This window comes from Yoonia ponticola, assembly GCF_014199395.1.
In the GTDB taxonomy this organism is placed as follows: Bacteria; Pseudomonadota; Alphaproteobacteria; order Rhodobacterales; family Rhodobacteraceae; genus Yoonia; species Yoonia ponticola.
Map to the genome: position 1 here is coordinate 271345 of NZ_JACIJM010000004.1, position 15896 is coordinate 287240.

The following is a 15896-nucleotide window of genomic DNA, read 5'->3' on the forward strand; positions in this document are numbered from 1 at the left end:
GTTTGGGAAACGGGTTTGCGCGCACAACCTTAGAACGGCATAGATCGGCCCAATTGCTATCCAGCCGTGCGCGGTAGACCGCCGATGTGTGGGATTGTGACAGCGCCATCAGTGCGCCACCCCTGCTGCGACGCTTTCGTCGATGAATTTGCCTTCGCGGAAGCGGTGCATCGAAAACTCGTCGGTCAGCGGTGATGATCCTTTGGCCATCAGTTCCGCCATGGCCCAACCTGATCCGGGAATCGCTTTGAACCCGCCTGTCCCCCAACCGCAATTGACAAAGATGCCGTCGACGGGGGTTTTTGACAGGATCGGGGACCTGTCGCCTGTCACGTCCACGATGCCGCCCCATTGGCGCAGCATTTTGAGGCGTGACACCATCGGGAAGGTCTCGACCAGTGCCCGCACGGTTTCTTCGATGTGGTGGAATGATCCGCGTTGCGTGTAGTTGTTAAAGCCGTCGGTGCCGCCGCCGATGACCATTTCGCCTTTGTCCGATTGCGACATGTAGCCGTGCACGGTGTTCGCCATGATAACGACGTCCATGCAAGGTTTGATCGGTTCGGACACCAACGCCTGAAGAGCGACTGATTCCATCGGCAGTCGGAAGCCTGCTTTTTCAGCCAGCACCGATGCGTGGCCTGCGACGACCATGCCCAGTTTATCGCAGCCGATATCGCCTTGGGTGGTTTGCACGCCTGTGACTTTGCCGTTTTCTTTTTTAACGCCTGTGACTTCGCATTGCTGGATGATGTCCATGCCCATGTCGGAACAGGCCCGCGCATAGCCCCATGCCACCGCGTCGTGCCGCGCTGTGCCGCCGCGTTCTTGCCAGAGACCGCCAAGCACCGGATAGCGCGGACCGTCGAGGTTGATGATCGGGCAAAGCTCTTTGACGCGCTCTGGGCTGATCCATTCGGTGGTCACGCCTTGCAGCGAATTGGCGTGCGCTGTGCGCTGGTACCCGCGAATTTCGTGCTGGGTTTGCGCCAGCATGATGACGCCGCGTGGGCTGAACATGACGTTATAGTTGAGGTCTTGGGACAGGTTTTCGTACAGGCTGCGGGATTTTTCGTAGATCGCAGCGGAGGGGTCTTGCAGGTAGTTGGACCGGATGATCGTCGTGTTCCGGCCTGTGTTACCACCGCCAAGCCAGCCTTTTTCGATGATCGCGACATTGGTGATGCCAAAGTTTTTGCCAAGGTAATAGGCCGTGGCCAAGCCGTGCCCGCCTGCCCCTACAATCACCACGTCGTATTTTGATTTCGGCGGACGTTTCGCCCATGCGCGGTCCCAGCCCGTGTGTTGACGCAAAGCCTCGCGTGCGATTGCAAATGCAGAATAGCGTTTCATCGGTGCAGCCTCTTGTTCACACGTCCCTGATGATCCTAGTGAACCTTTGAGCCGAGTGAAAGGCTACTAACTGCGGCGTTGGATGTGGTTTTTGCGACATTCGTCCGCGCAAGTTGTCGCACCTGTTTGGACCGTGATGTCGCATCCCCTTTTCGCGGGAGCTTTGGGCGGTTAGGTAGGGTGCAATTAGGGGACCTGCCGATATGCTATTCTGGATCATTTGCTTTTTGTTAACCTGTATCGTGGGCGCTGTGGTGATAACACCGCTGATCCGCCCACCGTTTGCACAGGGCGAAGACCCGCAAGTCGCGTTATACAAGGCGCAGCTGGAAGAGGTGGACCGCGACGTGGCCCATGACGTGCTGGCGGCAGAGGATGCAGAGCGGGCCAAAACGGACATCGCGCGGCGGCTACTGGCGGCATCGGGGCAAGCTACTGTGACCACCGAAAGCCCGCTTAATCGGGGTGCGGCTGTTGCTGTGGCGGCGGTGTTTTTGCTCGCATCCGCAGGGGTTTACGTGAAACTGGGCGCGCCAGGCTATCCCGATATGCCGCGTGCTGAACGGATCGCAAATGGCGATGCGTTTCGCGAGAACCGCCCGACCCAGGCCGAAGCGGTGGCAAATGCGCCGGACATCGCGGCGCCGGACTTTCCAGAGGATTACATCGAATCAATCGCGCAGTTGCGCGAGATCGTCCCAACCCGCCCTGACGAGATACGCGGCTGGGAATTGCTGGCTTACCACGAAAGCCAGATGCGTAATTACACCGCTGCGGCCAAGGCGCAGGCCCAAGTGATCGCGTTGAAGGGCAATGGCGTGACGGTTGACGACCTTGTGACGCAGGCTGATTTATACGCCACTGCCGCTGATGGATATGTGTCGCCAGAGACCGAAATGCTGGCCCTGCGGGTGCTACAGATCGAACCGGAAAACATCGCGGGCCGCTATTATCTGGGTGCGCTGTATGACCAGACCGACAGGCCGGATCGGGCGTTGCAACTTTGGCGTAGTATTCTGGATCGCGGCGAGGCCGAGACGTTTCATCTGGCCCTTGCCCGCCGCTTTGTAGGGGATGTGGCGATGCGGGCTGGCACCAGTTACACGCCGCCGCCTGCCACCAACGTCGCGCTGGATGACATGCTTGATGCCGCTGAAGGCGCGGATGACGCAGGCCAAGCCGAGATGATCGCCGGTATGGTCAGCCGTCTCGCCGACCGTTTGGCCAGCCAAGGCGGCCCCATCGACGAATGGGCGCGTCTGATCGTGGCGTATGGCGTGCAAGGTCAGCTCGACGATGCACGCGCAATTTTAGCAGAGGCCCGTGACGTGTTCGGGGCATCTGACACGGCGCTCGCACAGTTGGACGAGGCCGCACAACGGGCGGGGATTGCCGAATGATATGCGAAACTTCGGAAGATTTTCTGGCGGCTTTGCCGGATTTTGGGGCCATCGCGGGGCTTGATCTGGGCACGGTCACGATTGGCGTCGCGGTATCGGACGGGATGCGGCAAGTGGGATCACCACTCGAGACGATCCGGCGCAAAAAGTTCGGGTTGGATGCGGCGAAACTGTTCGAGATTTGCGAAAAACGGAATATCACAGGGCTGGTTTTGGGGCTGCCGCGCAACATGGACGGATCAGAGGGTCCGCGCTGTCAGGCGACCCGTGCTTTTGCCCGCAATTTGGAAAAATTGACTGATTTACCAATCGCTTATTGGGATGAACGCCTGTCTACGGTTGAGGCCGAGCGCGTGTTGATCGCCGCTGATACATCGCGCAAACGCCGCGCTGACGTGATTGACCACGTCGCTGCGGGCTTCATCCTGCAAGGATTGCTGGACCGATTGTGCTACATGAAGGCGAACCCATGACCGACGAGATTTGGAAGCGTGCCGAAATCGATAGCCCCTGCGTGAAAGTCTGCGTGATCCATCCCGAAACGCGGCTTTGCACCGGTTGTTTACGGACTATTGACGAAATTGGGGCATGGTCGAGCATGACGAAAGCGGCACGGCAAGCGGTGATGGATGATTTGCCAGACCGTGCGCCACTGATCACTAAACGACGCGGCGGACGTGCGGGACGGTTGAAGCGCGACTAGTTGCGTGGAAATACAAAACAGCGGTCGCGGCGGATCATGATCCACAGCGGCGTGCCGGGGTTCGGCAGGAATACGGACGGGATCTGCGCCTTGAGCACCGAACCGTCGTAATCCATCACAAATTCCACCAGACTTTCGGCCCCCATGAACCGCGCACGGCGCACGATACCGCGTGCGGCGGTGCCTTCGGCGGGGGTTGGATTGGGGCCGCGCCCACCGCGATCAAAGTCGATTTTCAAGTGCTGGGGGCGGATCACGATATCGACGGCGCTGCCGTCAGGAAAGCCGGGTGCGAGAAATTGACCAAAAGGCGTGTCGATCAATGCCCCTTGAACTTCGCTCGGTATGACGTTGATATCGCTAAAGAAACCCGCCGCTTCGCGATCTGCGGGAGCGTTGTAAATGTTGTAGGGCGCGCCGCGTTGCACAACAACACCGCCGCGCATCAACGCGATTTCATCGGCCATACGCATCGCTTCGCCCGGTTCGTGCGTGACCAGCAAAACGGCGGTGCCTTCTTCCTTGAGCACTTCGAGCGTTTCGTCCCGAATGTCGTCGCGCAGGCGGTCATCAAGGCCGGAAAAAGGTTCGTCCATCAACATGATACGCGGTTTCGGCGCAAGGGCGCGGGCCAATGCGACGCGCTGTTGTTCGCCACCCGACAATTCGTGCGGATAGGCGTCGGCGTGGCGCGACATGCCCACCTTGGCGAGCAGTTCGCTGACGCGATCTGTGTTGGCTTTTTTCGCCCCATGCAGGCCAAATGCGACGTTCTGCGTAACGCTAAGATGCGGGAATAACGCGAAATCTTGGAACATCAGGCCGATGGACCGCGATTCCGGCGGGATCGACACAAGACCGTCGCAGACAAGCTGGCCGTCCACATGGATGCTACCGCTATCTTGGCTTTCGACGCCCGCGATGATCCGCAAGGTCGTGGATTTACCGCAGCCGGACGGCCCAAGCAGGCACGTTACCTGCCCCGGCAGGACGCTTAGCGACACATCACTCACGACCTCGCGGCCAGCGAAGGCCTTGCGAAGATTACGAATTTCAAGGCGCGGCGTCGTCATGTGGGGCAATCCCTAGTGAAACCATGGGTTATTGCGTCCCTAGCAACAGTGGCCAGCGGGGGCAAGTCAGGTCAGGGTAAATGGCAGGCTGGCAAGGATGCGCCCGTTGATTTGCAGATGGACCTGATGCGCACCGGGGTAGAGTTTGAAGGTGGTGGCGTTGTCTTTGAAGGTATGCTTTTTGACCAAGGTCGCTGGAACATTAGCTTTGAGCGATAGCACTTTGAATTTAGACACTTTTGGTGCAGTTGACCCGTTTGATTTCACGAAATCAATGACGTAATCCACGATGATCGGCGTGTCGGATGTGCTGGTTAATGTCACGCTGATTTCAGCGGTTTCGCCGCGTTTGATCGTGTCGGGGTTGAACTGAAAGTCCGTGATTTTCACCACTGCGTCGGGGGCGTAACCGAGGTGCGCCATGGCTGCGGGATGGCCTGACTTGACGAGGCCGCGTAGGGCGTGTTTCGCCATCCATGCGAGTTCTTTGCTGTCTTGCCTCTGCACAGTTTGCCAGTGTGACAGGCGATCCACCACGAGGTCCGGCGACTTTTTAGTAATATCATTCAGGTGGTTAGAGACCGATCTTGTCACATAGCGCGTGGGATCGCTGTGCAGTTTGTCGAGCAGCGGCAGTGTTTGATCTTGGGTCAAGCCGACGTTCTGGCCCCACGGCAGACGCGGTCGCGTTCCTTCGCTGACCAGCCTTCGCACGTGATAATTCGGGTCTACCGCCCAGTCTTGCATGCGCTCTAACACCGCAGCCTCGTGGGTGTTGAGGAAAGCGCGGATCGAGAACTCCATCGAGAACCGTTTGGTGATCGCTTCAAGTAGGTCCAGAGAGGTAGAAGTGTGCTCTGCAAGTCCATGATTTTCAACGTAAACACCCAAAGGTGCATAAATGAAATGGCCAAAGTCGTCGTCGGTTTTGGCGGGGTCCAATTCGGGTGGCAACCCTGCGTGGATCGCCTGCGCTGCGTCTTCAAAATCGCAAGGCAGATGGTCGTCGAGCACGGTCGCGATCCATGCGATCCGTGCTTTTAACTCTAACGGGGCCAGCCCTGCCATGACCTGATCGATGAACGACTGAGCGCCAAAGACGCCTGCCTTTTCAAAGTCTTGCGCCAACCGCGTGACGGTGTCGCGGTTGAACAGGTCGTCTTTTAGGCTGAACCCCGATGCCATGATTTACAGCGTCGCGTTGATTGCGCCGCCGTCAAGCACGACGTTTTGCCCAACCATAAAGCCCGCGTGTTGCGAGCACATGAATGCGCAGGTCGCCCCGAATTCCGAGGCCGTGCCGTAGCGGCGGGCCGGGATTGTGGCTTCGCGTTGTTTTTGGGCGGTGGCGCGGTCGATGCCTTGCGCGTCCATCACGCCTTGATCAAGCGACGCGGCGCGGTCGGTTGCGTGGATGCCGGGCAGCAAGTTGTTGATAGTGACGCCGTGTTCGGCAACTTGGCGCGAGGTGCCAGCGACGAATCCGGTCAGGCCAGCGCGAGCAGTGTTGGACAGGCCAAGCTGGGGAATCGGTGCTTTAACGGACCCGGAGGTGATGTTGACGACGCGGCCCCAACCTTTGGCGATCATGCCGGGCAGTGCTGCTTGCATCAGTGCGATTGGCGTCAGCATGTTGGCGTCCATCGCCGCGATAAAGTCGTCACGGTTCCAATCCGACCACAGGCCCGGGGGTGGGCCGCCTGCGTTGGTCACGAGGATGTCGATGTCGCCCGCAGCGGCCAAAACGGCGGCGCGGCCTGCGTCGGTGGTCACGTCAGCGGCGACAGTTTCGACAGTCACGCCGTGCGCCTTGCGGATCGCGTCGGCGGTTGCTTCCAGTGCGTCGACCCCGCGTGCGTTCAGCACGATGTTCACGCCAGCCGCAGCCAGACTTTCGGCACAGCCACGGCCTAATCCTTTTGAACCTGCGCAAACCAATGCGCGCTTTCCTGCGATTCCCAGATCCATTGATCGTCTCCCAACTTGTTTCCCGGCCATGACTAGCACCGCCATAGAGGGCCAGCAACGCTGCGTTTTTTTTCAATGGTTTGCGTTGACCTTAGCCTGTCAGCCACCTAGTTTGAGTACCACAGTTTCAAAACCAGTGTTTGTTAGAGTATACACATGCCCAAATCCGATAACCTCCTGACAAAGCAAACAATTTCGGTCTATAAGGCCGCTGATTTGCTCGTGACGGAAGGTGTGGCGCAGGGGGATACCCTGTCGTTTGCGGACGAATTGGTCATGGACGACATGTATCAGTTGCAGCGGTCGGCAGATCGCGGTCGGTTGTCGCTGGCGATTAACGATGATGGTCCCGGCTTTTTGCTGATGGATGACAGCCAGTTTGGCACCGCAGGCAATGAGGTTGTGCTGGATTCCTGCATCACCGTGATGGCCCCTGATGGCACCACGTTTGAAGGTCTGATCTTTGTCGAGATCGAAGCGGGCGGCGTCGAGGAAATCTATTTTCTACCGCTGGCCACGCTGCAACCTGACATGAATTACCAGCTTGTCGGCATCGATTCTGACGCGGCGATTGCCCGCTTTGCCGAGGTCGCTTGTGTGTCGTTCACGCGCGGCACCCGCATTACGATGGCGTCAGGGCGGCAGACGCCGATTGAAGACCTGAAGGCTGGCGACAAAGTTTTGACCCGCGATGATGGTCCGCAGGAAATCCAGTGGATCAACCAAACGACGTTGCGGGCGATGGGCAGCTACGCCCCTGTCGTGATCAAAAAGGGTGTGCTGCACAACGCAAATGACCTGATTGTCAGCCCCGATCACCGTTTGTTTGTGTATCAACGCCAAGACCGCTTGGGCGCGGGTCGTTCCGAGGTGTTGGTGAAGGTCCGGCATCTGATTAACGGCGATACCGTTTACCAATTGGGCGACGGTTTTGTGGATTATTTCCAGCTGTTGTTCGAGAATCACCAGATTATTTACGCCGAAGGCATCGCCGCAGAATCGCTGTTGATTGATCCGCGCACCCGTGCGGCATTGCCAGAGGGCATGACGGGATCGGGTGCGGGTCACGCGCACCGTCCGCATTTGGATTATGAGGTCCAAGAGACGCTGCTGTCGAAACCGGGTGCCGTGGAATTATTGCGCAAGGCGTCGTCTGACTAAAGCCTGATTAGTCGCGTCGCATTACGGCAAGCGTCCGGCTTGGAACGTGCCTGACATATTGGTCGGCACACCGGATTGGTAAGCGTTGCCTGTGATCCGGCCAGAGACGGCGGTTTCATCCTCGCCCAGAAATTCGCCCGACAATGCGCCCGCGATCAAATAACCCGTGGTGCCGGAACGCAATGAGCCCGAGATTTTGCCGCCGAATTGCAAGGTCGTGCCGCTATCGTCTAGTTCACCACCGCTGAGGTGCAAGTTCCCCGTGACAGGCGCACCTGCGGCGGTTTCAAACGCGCTGGCGCTGCCTGTGACCGCATCAAGCGCACGGTCGAAGTTCACGTTCAAGTTCATGGTCCCCGCCAAGGTGACGGGCGTGGACAAGGCGGGTGTGAAGCCGATGTTGGTCGGTCCGCGATAGGACGCGGTGCCTGTTGGGGCTGTGTCGATTTCGGGGGTAATCGTTTTGGGTAGCTCGTCGATGGGATCAATGGGGGTATCGCCGCCGCCACCGCTGCAACCTGCCAAGAAACCGATAAGGAAAAGTGAATACCGCATACACCTTCGTCGGCTAGAATGGTTAATAAAGCATTACCGCGCCTGCGGGATCGGATAAATAGCACTGCCGTTCGCTTGCCAATTGCCCTTCCGCCCTGCCCCGCGTAAACGCATCCCATGACAAATCGCCCGACCTTACCGCCTGAAATTGCCCGCCGCCGCACGTTTGCGATTATTTCGCATCCCGATGCCGGTAAAACGACGCTGACTGAAAAGTTTCTGCTGTATGGTGGCGCTATTCAGATGGCGGGTCAGGTGCGTGCAAAAGGCGAGGCACGCCGCACCCGTTCCGACTTTATGCAGATGGAAAAGGATCGCGGGATTTCGGTTTCTGCGTCCGCGATGTCGTTTGATTTCGAGACATATCGGTTCAATCTCGTCGACACGCCCGGTCACTCTGACTTTTCCGAGGATACCTACCGGACGCTCACCGCTGTTGATGCGGCCGTGATGGTCATTGATGGTGCCAAGGGTGTGGAAAGTCAGACGCAAAAGCTGTTTGAGGTTTGCCGCCTGCGCGATCTGCCGATCCTGACGTTCTGTAACAAGATGGACCGCGAAAGCCGCGATACCTTTGAAATCATTGACGAAATCCAAGAGAACCTTGCGATCGACGTGACCCCTGCGTCTTGGCCGATTGGTGTGGGTCGTGAATTTATTGGCTGTTACGATATTCTGCGCGACAAGCTGGAATTGATGGACCGCGCTGACCGGAACAAGGTCGCGGAAAGCGTCCAAATCAATGGCCTCGACGATCCGAAACTGGCCGAATTGGTCCCTGCTGATCTGCTCGCGAAGTTTCTCGAAGAGATCGAAATGGCCAAGGAATTGCTGCCATCACTTGACCCGCAAGCCTTGCTTGACGGGACGATGACACCGATCTGGTTCGGCTCTGCGATGAATTCCTTTGGCGTCAAAGAATTGATGGACGGAATTGCGAAATACGGACCGGAACCACAGGTGCAATCTGCGACGCCGCGCAATGTGTCGCCTGAAGAAAAGAAGGTCACCGGCTTTGTTTTCAAGGTGCAGGCCAACATGGACCCGAAACACCGCGACCGTGTGGCCTTTGTGCGCTTGGCGTCGGGGCATTTCACCCGTGGCATGAAGCTGACGCATGTGCGCTCGAAAAAGCAGATGGCGATCACCAATCCGGTGATGTTCTTGGCGGCTGATCGGGAGTTGGCGGAAGAAGCTTATGCGGGTGATATTCTGGGGATTCCTAACCACGGGCAGCTGCGCATCGGCGATACACTGACCGAAGGCGAAGCGATCCGCGTGTCGAATATTCCGTCCTTTGCGCCTGAATTGCTGCAGTCTTGTCGTGCAGGTGATCCGATGAAAGCCAAGCATTTGGAAAAGGCGCTGATGCAATTCGCCGAAGAAGGTGCGGCCAAGGTGTTCAAACCGACCTTTGGGTCCGGCTTTATCGTGGGCGTCGTGGGCGCGTTGCAGTTTGAGGTTCTCGCGTCGCGGATTGAGTTGGAATACGGGCTGCCTGTGCGGTTTGAAGGTTCGCAATTCACCTCGGCCCGTTGGGTTTTGGGGGCCAAAGACGCGGTTGAGAAATTCGCGGATGCCAACAAGCAGCATATCGCAACGGACAACGACGGGGACGTTGTGTTCCTGACACGCTTGCAATGGGATATTGACCGCGTTGGGCGCGATTATCCTGATGTGACGTTGAGTGCGACGAAAGAGATGATGGTTTAGGGCCGCAAGCCCGCACGCCACCGCATTATTGTGGTGGCGTGAACCCGACTAACGGCCCCAGATCACGCTGCATCACGGGCGTTAACATTCCACGAAGGCGGGGAAGCCTTTTCCCTAACAGTGTCCTACTTGCTGCAAATGCATAGTTAAAAGGACCCACCATGCCATCGCTCACGACCATTAAACACCTCGCCATTGCTGGCCTCGCCGCTGAAATTCTGTTCGAATTCTACGCTTGGATTATTTCGCCCGTTTTGTTCGGCGTCACATTGCAGCCGTCTAATTTGGTGATTGCGCTGACCAAGATCGCGACGGGCGTCACGCTGCCGCATGCGGGCGCGTTTGTGCTGCATTTCCTGATTGGTGCGTTTGGCTTTGTGGCCTTTGTTTACCTGACCAAGATGGTCACAAAACTAGGTTATATTGCTAGCGGTTTTGTGTCTGGCCTTGCCCTTTGGTTCATCGCTCAGGGCATTCTGGCCCCTGTTGTTGGCCGCACATTCATGATGGGTTTCGGCACCTATACACAGTCGTCTTTTGTGGGTCATGTGGGCATGACGCTGATCGCGGCTGTGATCTGGCGCGCGCTTGACGGCCGTCGCGCAGTGGCCACACCACAAGCGATTTAAGACAGTTTGCCCTGCGGTGACGGGCTTGTCGCGGGGCATATTTGTGCCAAATTCGAAACAGCCATACATGCTATAGTTGCAAAAGCGGCGATGCCGCCCGTCGGATCAGGACAAATTCCTGATTTCCTTGACGTTTGACGCCTTTGCGCATAGTAAGCGCGTGTCCAACGCCCTGACAATCCGGTCGGGCGGGCCGCGCGATCTTGCGGCCTCTAAAAGCCGTAACATTTCGAAAGGCGCCTATGACAAAATTCTCTGACCTGAACCTGAGCGATAAGGTTCTCAAAGCCGTTGCAGAGACGGGCTACGACACCCCTACCCCCATTCAAGTTGGCGCGATTGTGCCCGCCTTGGAAGGCCGCGATGTTTTGGGCATTGCCCAAACCGGTACTGGTAAAACTGCTGCATTTACACTGCCTATGATCACGCTTTTGGGGCGTGGACGTGCGCGGGCGCGGATGCCACGGTCGCTGGTTCTGGCGCCGACACGCGAATTGGCGGCACAGGTTGCTGCAAACTTTGACGCCTATGCGAAGTACACAAAGCTGTCCAAAGCGCTGCTGATTGGTGGCACGTCCTTTAAGGACCAAGACAAGCTGATCGACAAAGGTGTGGACGTTCTGATCGCCACGCCAGGTCGTTTGCTGGACCATTTGGAGCGCGGCAAACTGATTCTCACCGACGTGAAAGTCATGGTCGTCGACGAGGCTGACCGGATGCTGGATATGGGATTCATTCCCGATATCGAAGAAATCTTTAAGCGCACACCGTTTACGCGCCAGACCCTGTTTTTCTCAGCCACAATGGCACCGGAAATCGAGCGGATCACCAACACGTTCCTGTCCAATCCGGCCAAGATCGAAGTGGCGCGTGCGGCGACCACAAACACCAACATCAAGCAAGGTGTTGTGATGTTCAAAGGCTCTAGCAAGCCGAAAGAACCTGCAGAAAAACGCGATTTGCTGCGGCAACTGATCGTTGCTGAAGGTGACGCTTGCACAAACGCAATCATCTTCTGTAACCGTAAATCGGACGTGGATATTGTATCTAAGTCATTGAATAAACATGGGTTTAACGCAGCCCCTATTCACGGTGATCTGGACCAAAGCCACCGGACACGCACGCTGGAACAGTTCCGCGACAATGAACTCAAGATTCTCGTGGCCTCTGACGTGGCTGCGCGTGGTCTGGATATTCCGGCTGTGACCCATGTGTTCAACTTTGACGTGCCATCACATGCCGAAGACTATGTGCACCGGATTGGTCGGACAGGTCGTGCGGGCCGTAAAGGCACCGCGATCATGATCTGCACATCGCGTGATGAAAAGAACTTTGCTGATGTGGAATCGCTCGTGAACGAGCAAATTCCGCGTTTGGACAGCCCGATGGGCAAAGCGGCCCCTGCGGCGGCGGCAGCTGCAACAGATGATGCGCCAAAGACCGAGCGTCCAAAGCGGACACGGACACGGCGCAAACCAGCGGCCGATGACAAGCCTGCGGCGGATACTGCGCAACAGGCAGCGGCCCAGCAGCAGCAAGAGCAGCCCAAAGACGAGGCCCCGCGCGAGGCAAAACCACGCCGCGAACGTGCGCCACGGCAGCAAACCCCGCGTGAGGATACACCCCGCGAGGCTGCACCGCAGCAGCAGCGTAACGACAATCAACGCGACAACAACCAGCGCGACAATAATCGTGGCCGTGGTGGTCGTGGCAATAACAACAACAACCGTCATAACGACAACAAAGTGGTTGGTCTGGGCGACGACACACCTGCGTTTATCGCGCTTAGCTTTGCGGATCGTGCTAAGGTCTAACACCTTATCAGCACTGACATAAAAACGGGGCGTGCCAATCATAATGATCGGCACGCCCCGTTTCTTTGACTTCTTTTGGGCTCCGCCCGTTCAGCGCCTCAAATGATCCCCCGGATCATTTGCAAGACGGCTCGAACTCCCCGCCGGAGGCTCCAACGGTTCCAGCATATGCGACGCCTGACACAAACATGCCTCCGCCCGACGCAGCTCCGAATTTTCGCGAAAATTCGAGCACCACGACGGGCAAGCGCTTTAGCTGAGGCGGGACACGATCACCATGACTTCGGGCTTTTTGCCGATTTCGCCTTGGGTCGTGCGGCGCGCGATAGTTTTCAGCTCTTTTTCGAGTTTCACATCATCGCGCAGTGTTTTTGCGTTGGCGCGGTTGATGAATTGCGACAGGTCTTGTTCGATCACATCGACCAAGGCTGCACCCGATCCGCCGACTTCGGCCAGACCGTTCAACTCGACCCACGGATCGCCCAGCGGTTCGTCGTTTTCGTCGACGATCAGCGTGATAATCACATGTCCGTTCAGCGCCATGCGGATACGATCCCGCACGATGCCGTCGAATTGGCCGATCTTTGCAGTCCCGTCGAGATAGGTCCGGCCAGTCTCGATGTATTCCGCAACTGTTGGCGTATTGCCTGACAGGTCGATCATCATGCCGTTCACAGCCACGATACCCGTCCGGCCATGTTTGTTCGCCAGTTTCACGTGTTCGCGCAGGTGACGGTGTTCGCCGTGCATCGGGATCACCATTTGCGGCTTCACGATTTCATGCAGCGCCTCGATGTCCGGTTTGTTCGCGTGGCCAGAGACATGGTATTTGCCGCCATCGTCGTCGATCACGTCCACGCCCAACTCGGAGAGTTGGTTCATAATACGGATCACGCCGCGTTCATTGCCCGGAATAGTCTTGGACGAGAACAAGAAAGTGTCCCCTTCCTTGAGCTTGATGCCCATGTAGTTGCCGTTCGCAAGCTGTGCAGAGGCCGCACGGCGTTCGCCTTGCGATCCGGTTACGAGCAACATCACGTTTTCACGCGGCATTTGCAGCGCATCTTCGGGGCTGACCACGGGTGGGAAGCCTTTGAGAATGCCAACTTCGGTTGCGGCTTCGACCATGCGGCGCATGGCGCGACCTAGCAAAACGACGGACCGATCTGCCTCGACTGCCGCCAAAGCGAGCGTTTTCAGACGGGCAATGTTGGACGCGAATGTCGTCGCGACAACCATGCCAGATGCGTCTTTCATCATCTGCGCGATTGCGGGTCCGATGGTCATCTCGGATCGGCCCGGCGCGTCGGAAAAGACGTTGGTCGAATCGCAGACCAGTGCTTTGACGCCGTCTTTGGACACTTCGGCCCAGAGTTCGGGATCAAACGGATCACCAACGCCCGGTGTCAGGTCGATTTTGAAGTCGCCAGAGTGCAGAATGCGGCCTTCTGGGGTGTCGATCAACAGACCTGCGCTTTCAGGGATCGAATGCGAGATCGGCAGGTAGGACACAGAGAGCGGCCCACATTTGATGACTTCGGGATAGACCCCAACAACGTTCACAGCACCCTCGGGTTGACCGTTCTCAACCATTTTGCGTTTCGCGATATTGGCCGTGAATGGCCGCGCGTAGACGGGTGCGCCCAACTGGTCCCAGTAGTGCCCGATGGCACCGACGTGGTCTTCGTGTGCGTGGGTGATGAAAATACCGTCGATTTGTGCGCGGCGTTCTTTCAACCATGTGATGTCAGGCAGGATCAGATCCACGCCCGGTGTGGTGTCCATGTCGGGGAAAGTGACCCCCAGATCAACCACGATCAGGCGCTCGCTGCCTGGTTTGCCGTAGCCGTATACATATGCGTTCATGCCGATCTCACCAGCCCCACCAAGGGGCAGATAGATCAAGCGGTCAGAGCCTTTGCTCATGCGATTTCCTTATTGTAGCGATGAATCACGATCAATCCGTGCATCGTCAAATCTTCTTCAAAGGCGTCGAATAGCGCCTCGGATTGTTGGAACAACGGGGCCAGACCACCAGTCGCAATGACCTTCATCGGCACGCCGCGTTCCGCCTTGATCCGTGCGCATATCTCACGCACTAGACCGATGTAACCCCAAAACACACCAGACTGCATGCAGGCAACCGTATTGGTCCCCACAACCGACTGCGGTTTGGATATGTCTACATGAGGTAAGGCCGCAGCCGCGTTATGCAATGCCTCAAGCGACAGATTGACGCCAGGTGCGATCACACCGCCGACATATGCCCCGTCAGACGCCACAACGTCGAAAGTTGTCGCAGTTCCGAAATCCACAACGATCAGATCCCCACCGTGGCGATCGTAAGCCCCTGCGGTGTTCACGAGCCGGTCCGGCCCGACTGTGGTGCCGATATCGACGCGGGATTCTTGGGGCAGCGCGCAGCCCGCTTTGCCCACAACCAGCGGGCGGCAGTTAAAGTAGCGATCAGACAGCACACGCAGATTGAACACGACGCGCGGGACGGTTGAGCTGACGATGACTTCGTCGATCACCACGTCGATTTTCTGGAATGCCATGAGGCTGGACAGCCAGACGTAATATTGGTCCGCTGTGCGTTGCCATTCTGTCGAAGTCCGCCATGTCGCGATGGCTTGGGTGCCGTTCCAGATCGAGAAAACTGTGTTGGTGTTACCGCAGTCGATTGCCAGAAGCATGTGCAGTCCTTTCTAACCGAAATAGACGTCCGCCGCCGGAATCGCCTTTGGCCCGTCAGCCGTTTGCAAGATCAGGTGCCCGTCTGCGTTGATAGTGTCGAACACGCCTGTAAAGTCGGCAAGCGGCGTTCGTGCGGTGATGACTTCGCCCAAGCGGGCCGCGTGTTGCAGCCAGTCTTCGCGGATACGGTCAAAGCCCATGGTCTCAAGCTTCATCTCTTGGGTGGCATAGGCTGACGCGAGTTTCGTTAGGAAATCATCAGGTGCAACGGTGTCGTCGCTGGCCATGTGCAGGCTGGTCGGTGCAAAGGCAGCGTCGGTCACGCCATCTGGTACATGCGCGAGGTTCACGCCGATCCCGATGGAGAGCCAGTTCAGGTAGTGGCCATTGCCGCTGCTTTCCAGCAGGATGCCTGCGACTTTGCCGCCATTGAGCAACACGTCGTTTGGCCATTTCAGCCCGAGTTTGGCGGGGTCCGCGTAATAGGCCAGCGCCTCGTAGAGCGCATTGGCCGCGAGGAACGACCGCTTGGCCGCTTCGGCCATGGTGCAACTGGGTTTGAGGATCAGCGTCGCCGACAGATTGCCCGGTGGCACGATCCATGGCCGCCCTTGCCGTCCGCGTGCTGCGGTCTGGGTTTCTGCCATGATCCATGTCGGTTTAAGCAGGCTTGTGGCCTGCCGTGCGGCCTCTGCCATCGTGCTATCGACGGTTTCTAGGATGATCCGGTCATAGCCTTCGGGCCATTCAGGGCCTAAAGGCGCGTCACCGCCTGTTGGAGAGTGAGATCGCAATGCGCTGCCCTTCCCGTTGGTCGACCGCGATTTACG

15 protein-coding genes are annotated in these 15896 nt (G+C 57.6%); 7 read left to right on the forward strand and 8 right to left on the reverse strand.

Going from position 1 to position 15896, the window contains the following annotated elements; all coding sequences use genetic code 11:
- Nucleotides 1-108: 108 nt before the first annotated feature.
- Entirely contained in the window at nt 109-1353 is a 1245-nt protein-coding gene (locus FHS72_RS08680) for a sarcosine oxidase subunit beta family protein (protein ID WP_183528109.1), read from the reverse strand.
- A gap of 203 nt (nt 1354-1556) precedes the next feature.
- On the opposite strand from FHS72_RS08680, the gene ccmI reads away from it, so the two are divergent.
- The 3 genes from ccmI to FHS72_RS08695 are packed head-to-tail and all read left to right on the forward strand — an operon-like array spanning nt 1557 to nt 3456.
- Nucleotides 1557-2753: a c-type cytochrome biogenesis protein CcmI gene (gene ccmI / locus FHS72_RS08685; RefSeq protein WP_183528111.1), complete on the forward strand. Its 1197-nt coding sequence runs from the start codon at nt 1557-1559 to the stop codon at nt 2751-2753.
- A complete protein-coding gene (gene ruvX / locus FHS72_RS08690; protein WP_183528113.1) occupies nt 2750-3226 on the forward strand; it encodes a Holliday junction resolvase RuvX in 477 nt (158 codons plus the stop codon). Before ccmI ends, ruvX begins: the two co-directional genes overlap by 4 nt.
- Nucleotides 3223-3456 (forward strand): DUF1289 domain-containing protein, encoded by a 234-nt coding sequence (locus FHS72_RS08695; RefSeq protein WP_183528115.1) that lies wholly within the window; start codon nt 3223-3225, stop codon nt 3454-3456. The genes ruvX and FHS72_RS08695 overlap by 4 nt, the downstream gene beginning before the upstream one ends.
- Here FHS72_RS08695 and FHS72_RS08700 read toward each other — a convergent pair.
- The 3 genes from FHS72_RS08700 to FHS72_RS08710 form a co-directional block, all read right to left on the reverse strand.
- The gene (locus FHS72_RS08700; RefSeq protein ID WP_183528117.1) at nt 3453-4529 is read right to left on the reverse strand and encodes an ABC transporter ATP-binding protein; all 1077 of its coding nucleotides are present in this window, start codon (nt 4527-4529) and stop codon (nt 3453-3455) included. The two genes, FHS72_RS08695 and FHS72_RS08700, sit on opposite strands and share 4 nt — an antisense overlap.
- Nucleotides 4530-4595: 66 nt before the next feature.
- Nucleotides 4596-5714, reverse strand: a complete 1119-nt coding sequence (locus tag FHS72_RS08705) for a DNA alkylation repair protein (RefSeq protein WP_183528119.1) — start codon at nt 5712-5714, stop codon at nt 4596-4598.
- 3 nt (nt 5715-5717) lie between these two features.
- Complete coding sequence (locus FHS72_RS08710) at nt 5718-6497, reverse strand: SDR family oxidoreductase (protein ID WP_183528121.1); 780 nt, start codon at nt 6495-6497, stop codon at nt 5718-5720.
- A 156-nt stretch (nt 6498-6653) separates the two neighbouring features.
- On the opposite strand from FHS72_RS08710, the gene FHS72_RS08715 reads away from it, so the two are divergent.
- Nucleotides 6654-7658, forward strand: a complete 1005-nt coding sequence (locus FHS72_RS08715; protein ID WP_183528123.1) for a Hint domain-containing protein — start codon at nt 6654-6656, stop codon at nt 7656-7658.
- Nucleotides 7659-7679: 21 nt separating this feature from the next.
- Here FHS72_RS08715 and FHS72_RS08720 read toward each other — a convergent pair whose 3' ends face one another.
- Complete coding sequence (locus FHS72_RS08720) at nt 7680-8213, reverse strand: hypothetical protein (protein WP_183528125.1); 534 nt, start codon at nt 8211-8213, stop codon at nt 7680-7682.
- Nucleotides 8214-8330: 117 nt separating this feature from the next.
- Here FHS72_RS08720 and FHS72_RS08725 point away from each other — a divergent pair, with 117 nt between their 5' ends.
- The 3 genes from FHS72_RS08725 to FHS72_RS08735 all read left to right on the forward strand — a co-directional run bounded on the left by FHS72_RS08725 (nt 8331) and on the right by FHS72_RS08735 (nt 12369).
- Nucleotides 8331-9926 carry a peptide chain release factor 3 gene (locus FHS72_RS08725; protein ID WP_183528127.1) on the forward strand — a complete coding sequence of 532 codons (1596 nt, stop codon included), beginning with the start codon at nt 8331-8333 and terminating at the stop codon, nt 9924-9926.
- 161 nt (nt 9927-10087) lie between these two features.
- A complete protein-coding gene (locus FHS72_RS08730) occupies nt 10088-10555 on the forward strand; it encodes a hypothetical protein (protein ID WP_183528130.1) in 468 nt (155 codons plus the stop codon).
- A 242-nt stretch (nt 10556-10797) separates the two neighbouring features.
- Complete coding sequence (locus FHS72_RS08735; RefSeq protein WP_183528132.1) at nt 10798-12369, forward strand: DEAD/DEAH box helicase; 1572 nt, start codon at nt 10798-10800, stop codon at nt 12367-12369.
- A 252-nt stretch (nt 12370-12621) separates the two neighbouring features.
- Here the strand turns inward: FHS72_RS08735 and FHS72_RS08740 are convergent, their stop codons facing one another.
- Genes FHS72_RS08740 through FHS72_RS08750 form a run of 3 tightly spaced genes read right to left on the reverse strand, consistent with a single transcriptional unit; the run spans nt 12622 to nt 15860 of the window.
- Nucleotides 12622-14295, reverse strand: a complete 1674-nt coding sequence (locus FHS72_RS08740; RefSeq protein WP_183528134.1) for a ribonuclease J — start codon at nt 14293-14295, stop codon at nt 12622-12624.
- Nucleotides 14292-15065, reverse strand: a complete 774-nt coding sequence (locus FHS72_RS08745) for a type III pantothenate kinase (protein WP_183528136.1) — start codon at nt 15063-15065, stop codon at nt 14292-14294. The genes FHS72_RS08740 and FHS72_RS08745 overlap by 4 nt, the downstream gene beginning before the upstream one ends.
- Before the next feature lie 12 nt (nt 15066-15077).
- Nucleotides 15078-15860, reverse strand: a complete 783-nt coding sequence (locus tag FHS72_RS08750; RefSeq protein WP_281378293.1) for a biotin--[acetyl-CoA-carboxylase] ligase — start codon at nt 15858-15860, stop codon at nt 15078-15080.
- Between the last annotated feature and the right edge of the window lie 36 nt (nt 15861-15896).

Coding starts and splice junctions, on each gene's coding strand:
- FHS72_RS08745 (WP_183528136.1), bottom strand. CDS start 15,065: ATGCTTCTGGCAATCGACTGCGGTAACACCAACACAGTTTTCTCGATC.
- FHS72_RS08700 (WP_183528117.1), bottom strand. CDS start 4,529: ATGACGACGCCGCGCCTTGAAATTCGTAATCTTCGCAAGGCCTTCGCT.
- FHS72_RS08725 (WP_183528127.1), top strand. CDS start 8,331: ATGACAAATCGCCCGACCTTACCGCCTGAAATTGCCCGCCGCCGCACG.
- ccmI (WP_183528111.1), top strand. CDS start 1,557: ATGCTATTCTGGATCATTTGCTTTTTGTTAACCTGTATCGTGGGCGCT.
- FHS72_RS08695 (WP_183528115.1), top strand. CDS start 3,223: ATGACCGACGAGATTTGGAAGCGTGCCGAAATCGATAGCCCCTGCGTG.
- FHS72_RS08740 (WP_183528134.1), bottom strand. CDS start 14,295: ATGAGCAAAGGCTCTGACCGCTTGATCTATCTGCCCCTTGGTGGGGCT.
- FHS72_RS08720 (WP_183528125.1), bottom strand. CDS start 8,213: ATGCGGTATTCACTTTTCCTTATCGGTTTCTTGGCAGGTTGCAGCGGT.
- FHS72_RS08680 (WP_183528109.1), bottom strand. CDS start 1,353: ATGAAACGCTATTCTGCATTTGCAATCGCACGCGAGGCTTTGCGTCAA.
- FHS72_RS08710 (WP_183528121.1), bottom strand. CDS start 6,497: ATGGATCTGGGAATCGCAGGAAAGCGCGCATTGGTTTGCGCAGGTTCA.
- ruvX (WP_183528113.1), top strand. CDS start 2,750: ATGATATGCGAAACTTCGGAAGATTTTCTGGCGGCTTTGCCGGATTTT.
- FHS72_RS08730 (WP_183528130.1), top strand. CDS start 10,088: ATGCCATCGCTCACGACCATTAAACACCTCGCCATTGCTGGCCTCGCC.
- FHS72_RS08705 (WP_183528119.1), bottom strand. CDS start 5,714: ATGGCATCGGGGTTCAGCCTAAAAGACGACCTGTTCAACCGCGACACC.
- FHS72_RS08715 (WP_183528123.1), top strand. CDS start 6,654: ATGCCCAAATCCGATAACCTCCTGACAAAGCAAACAATTTCGGTCTAT.
- FHS72_RS08735 (WP_183528132.1), top strand. CDS start 10,798: ATGACAAAATTCTCTGACCTGAACCTGAGCGATAAGGTTCTCAAAGCC.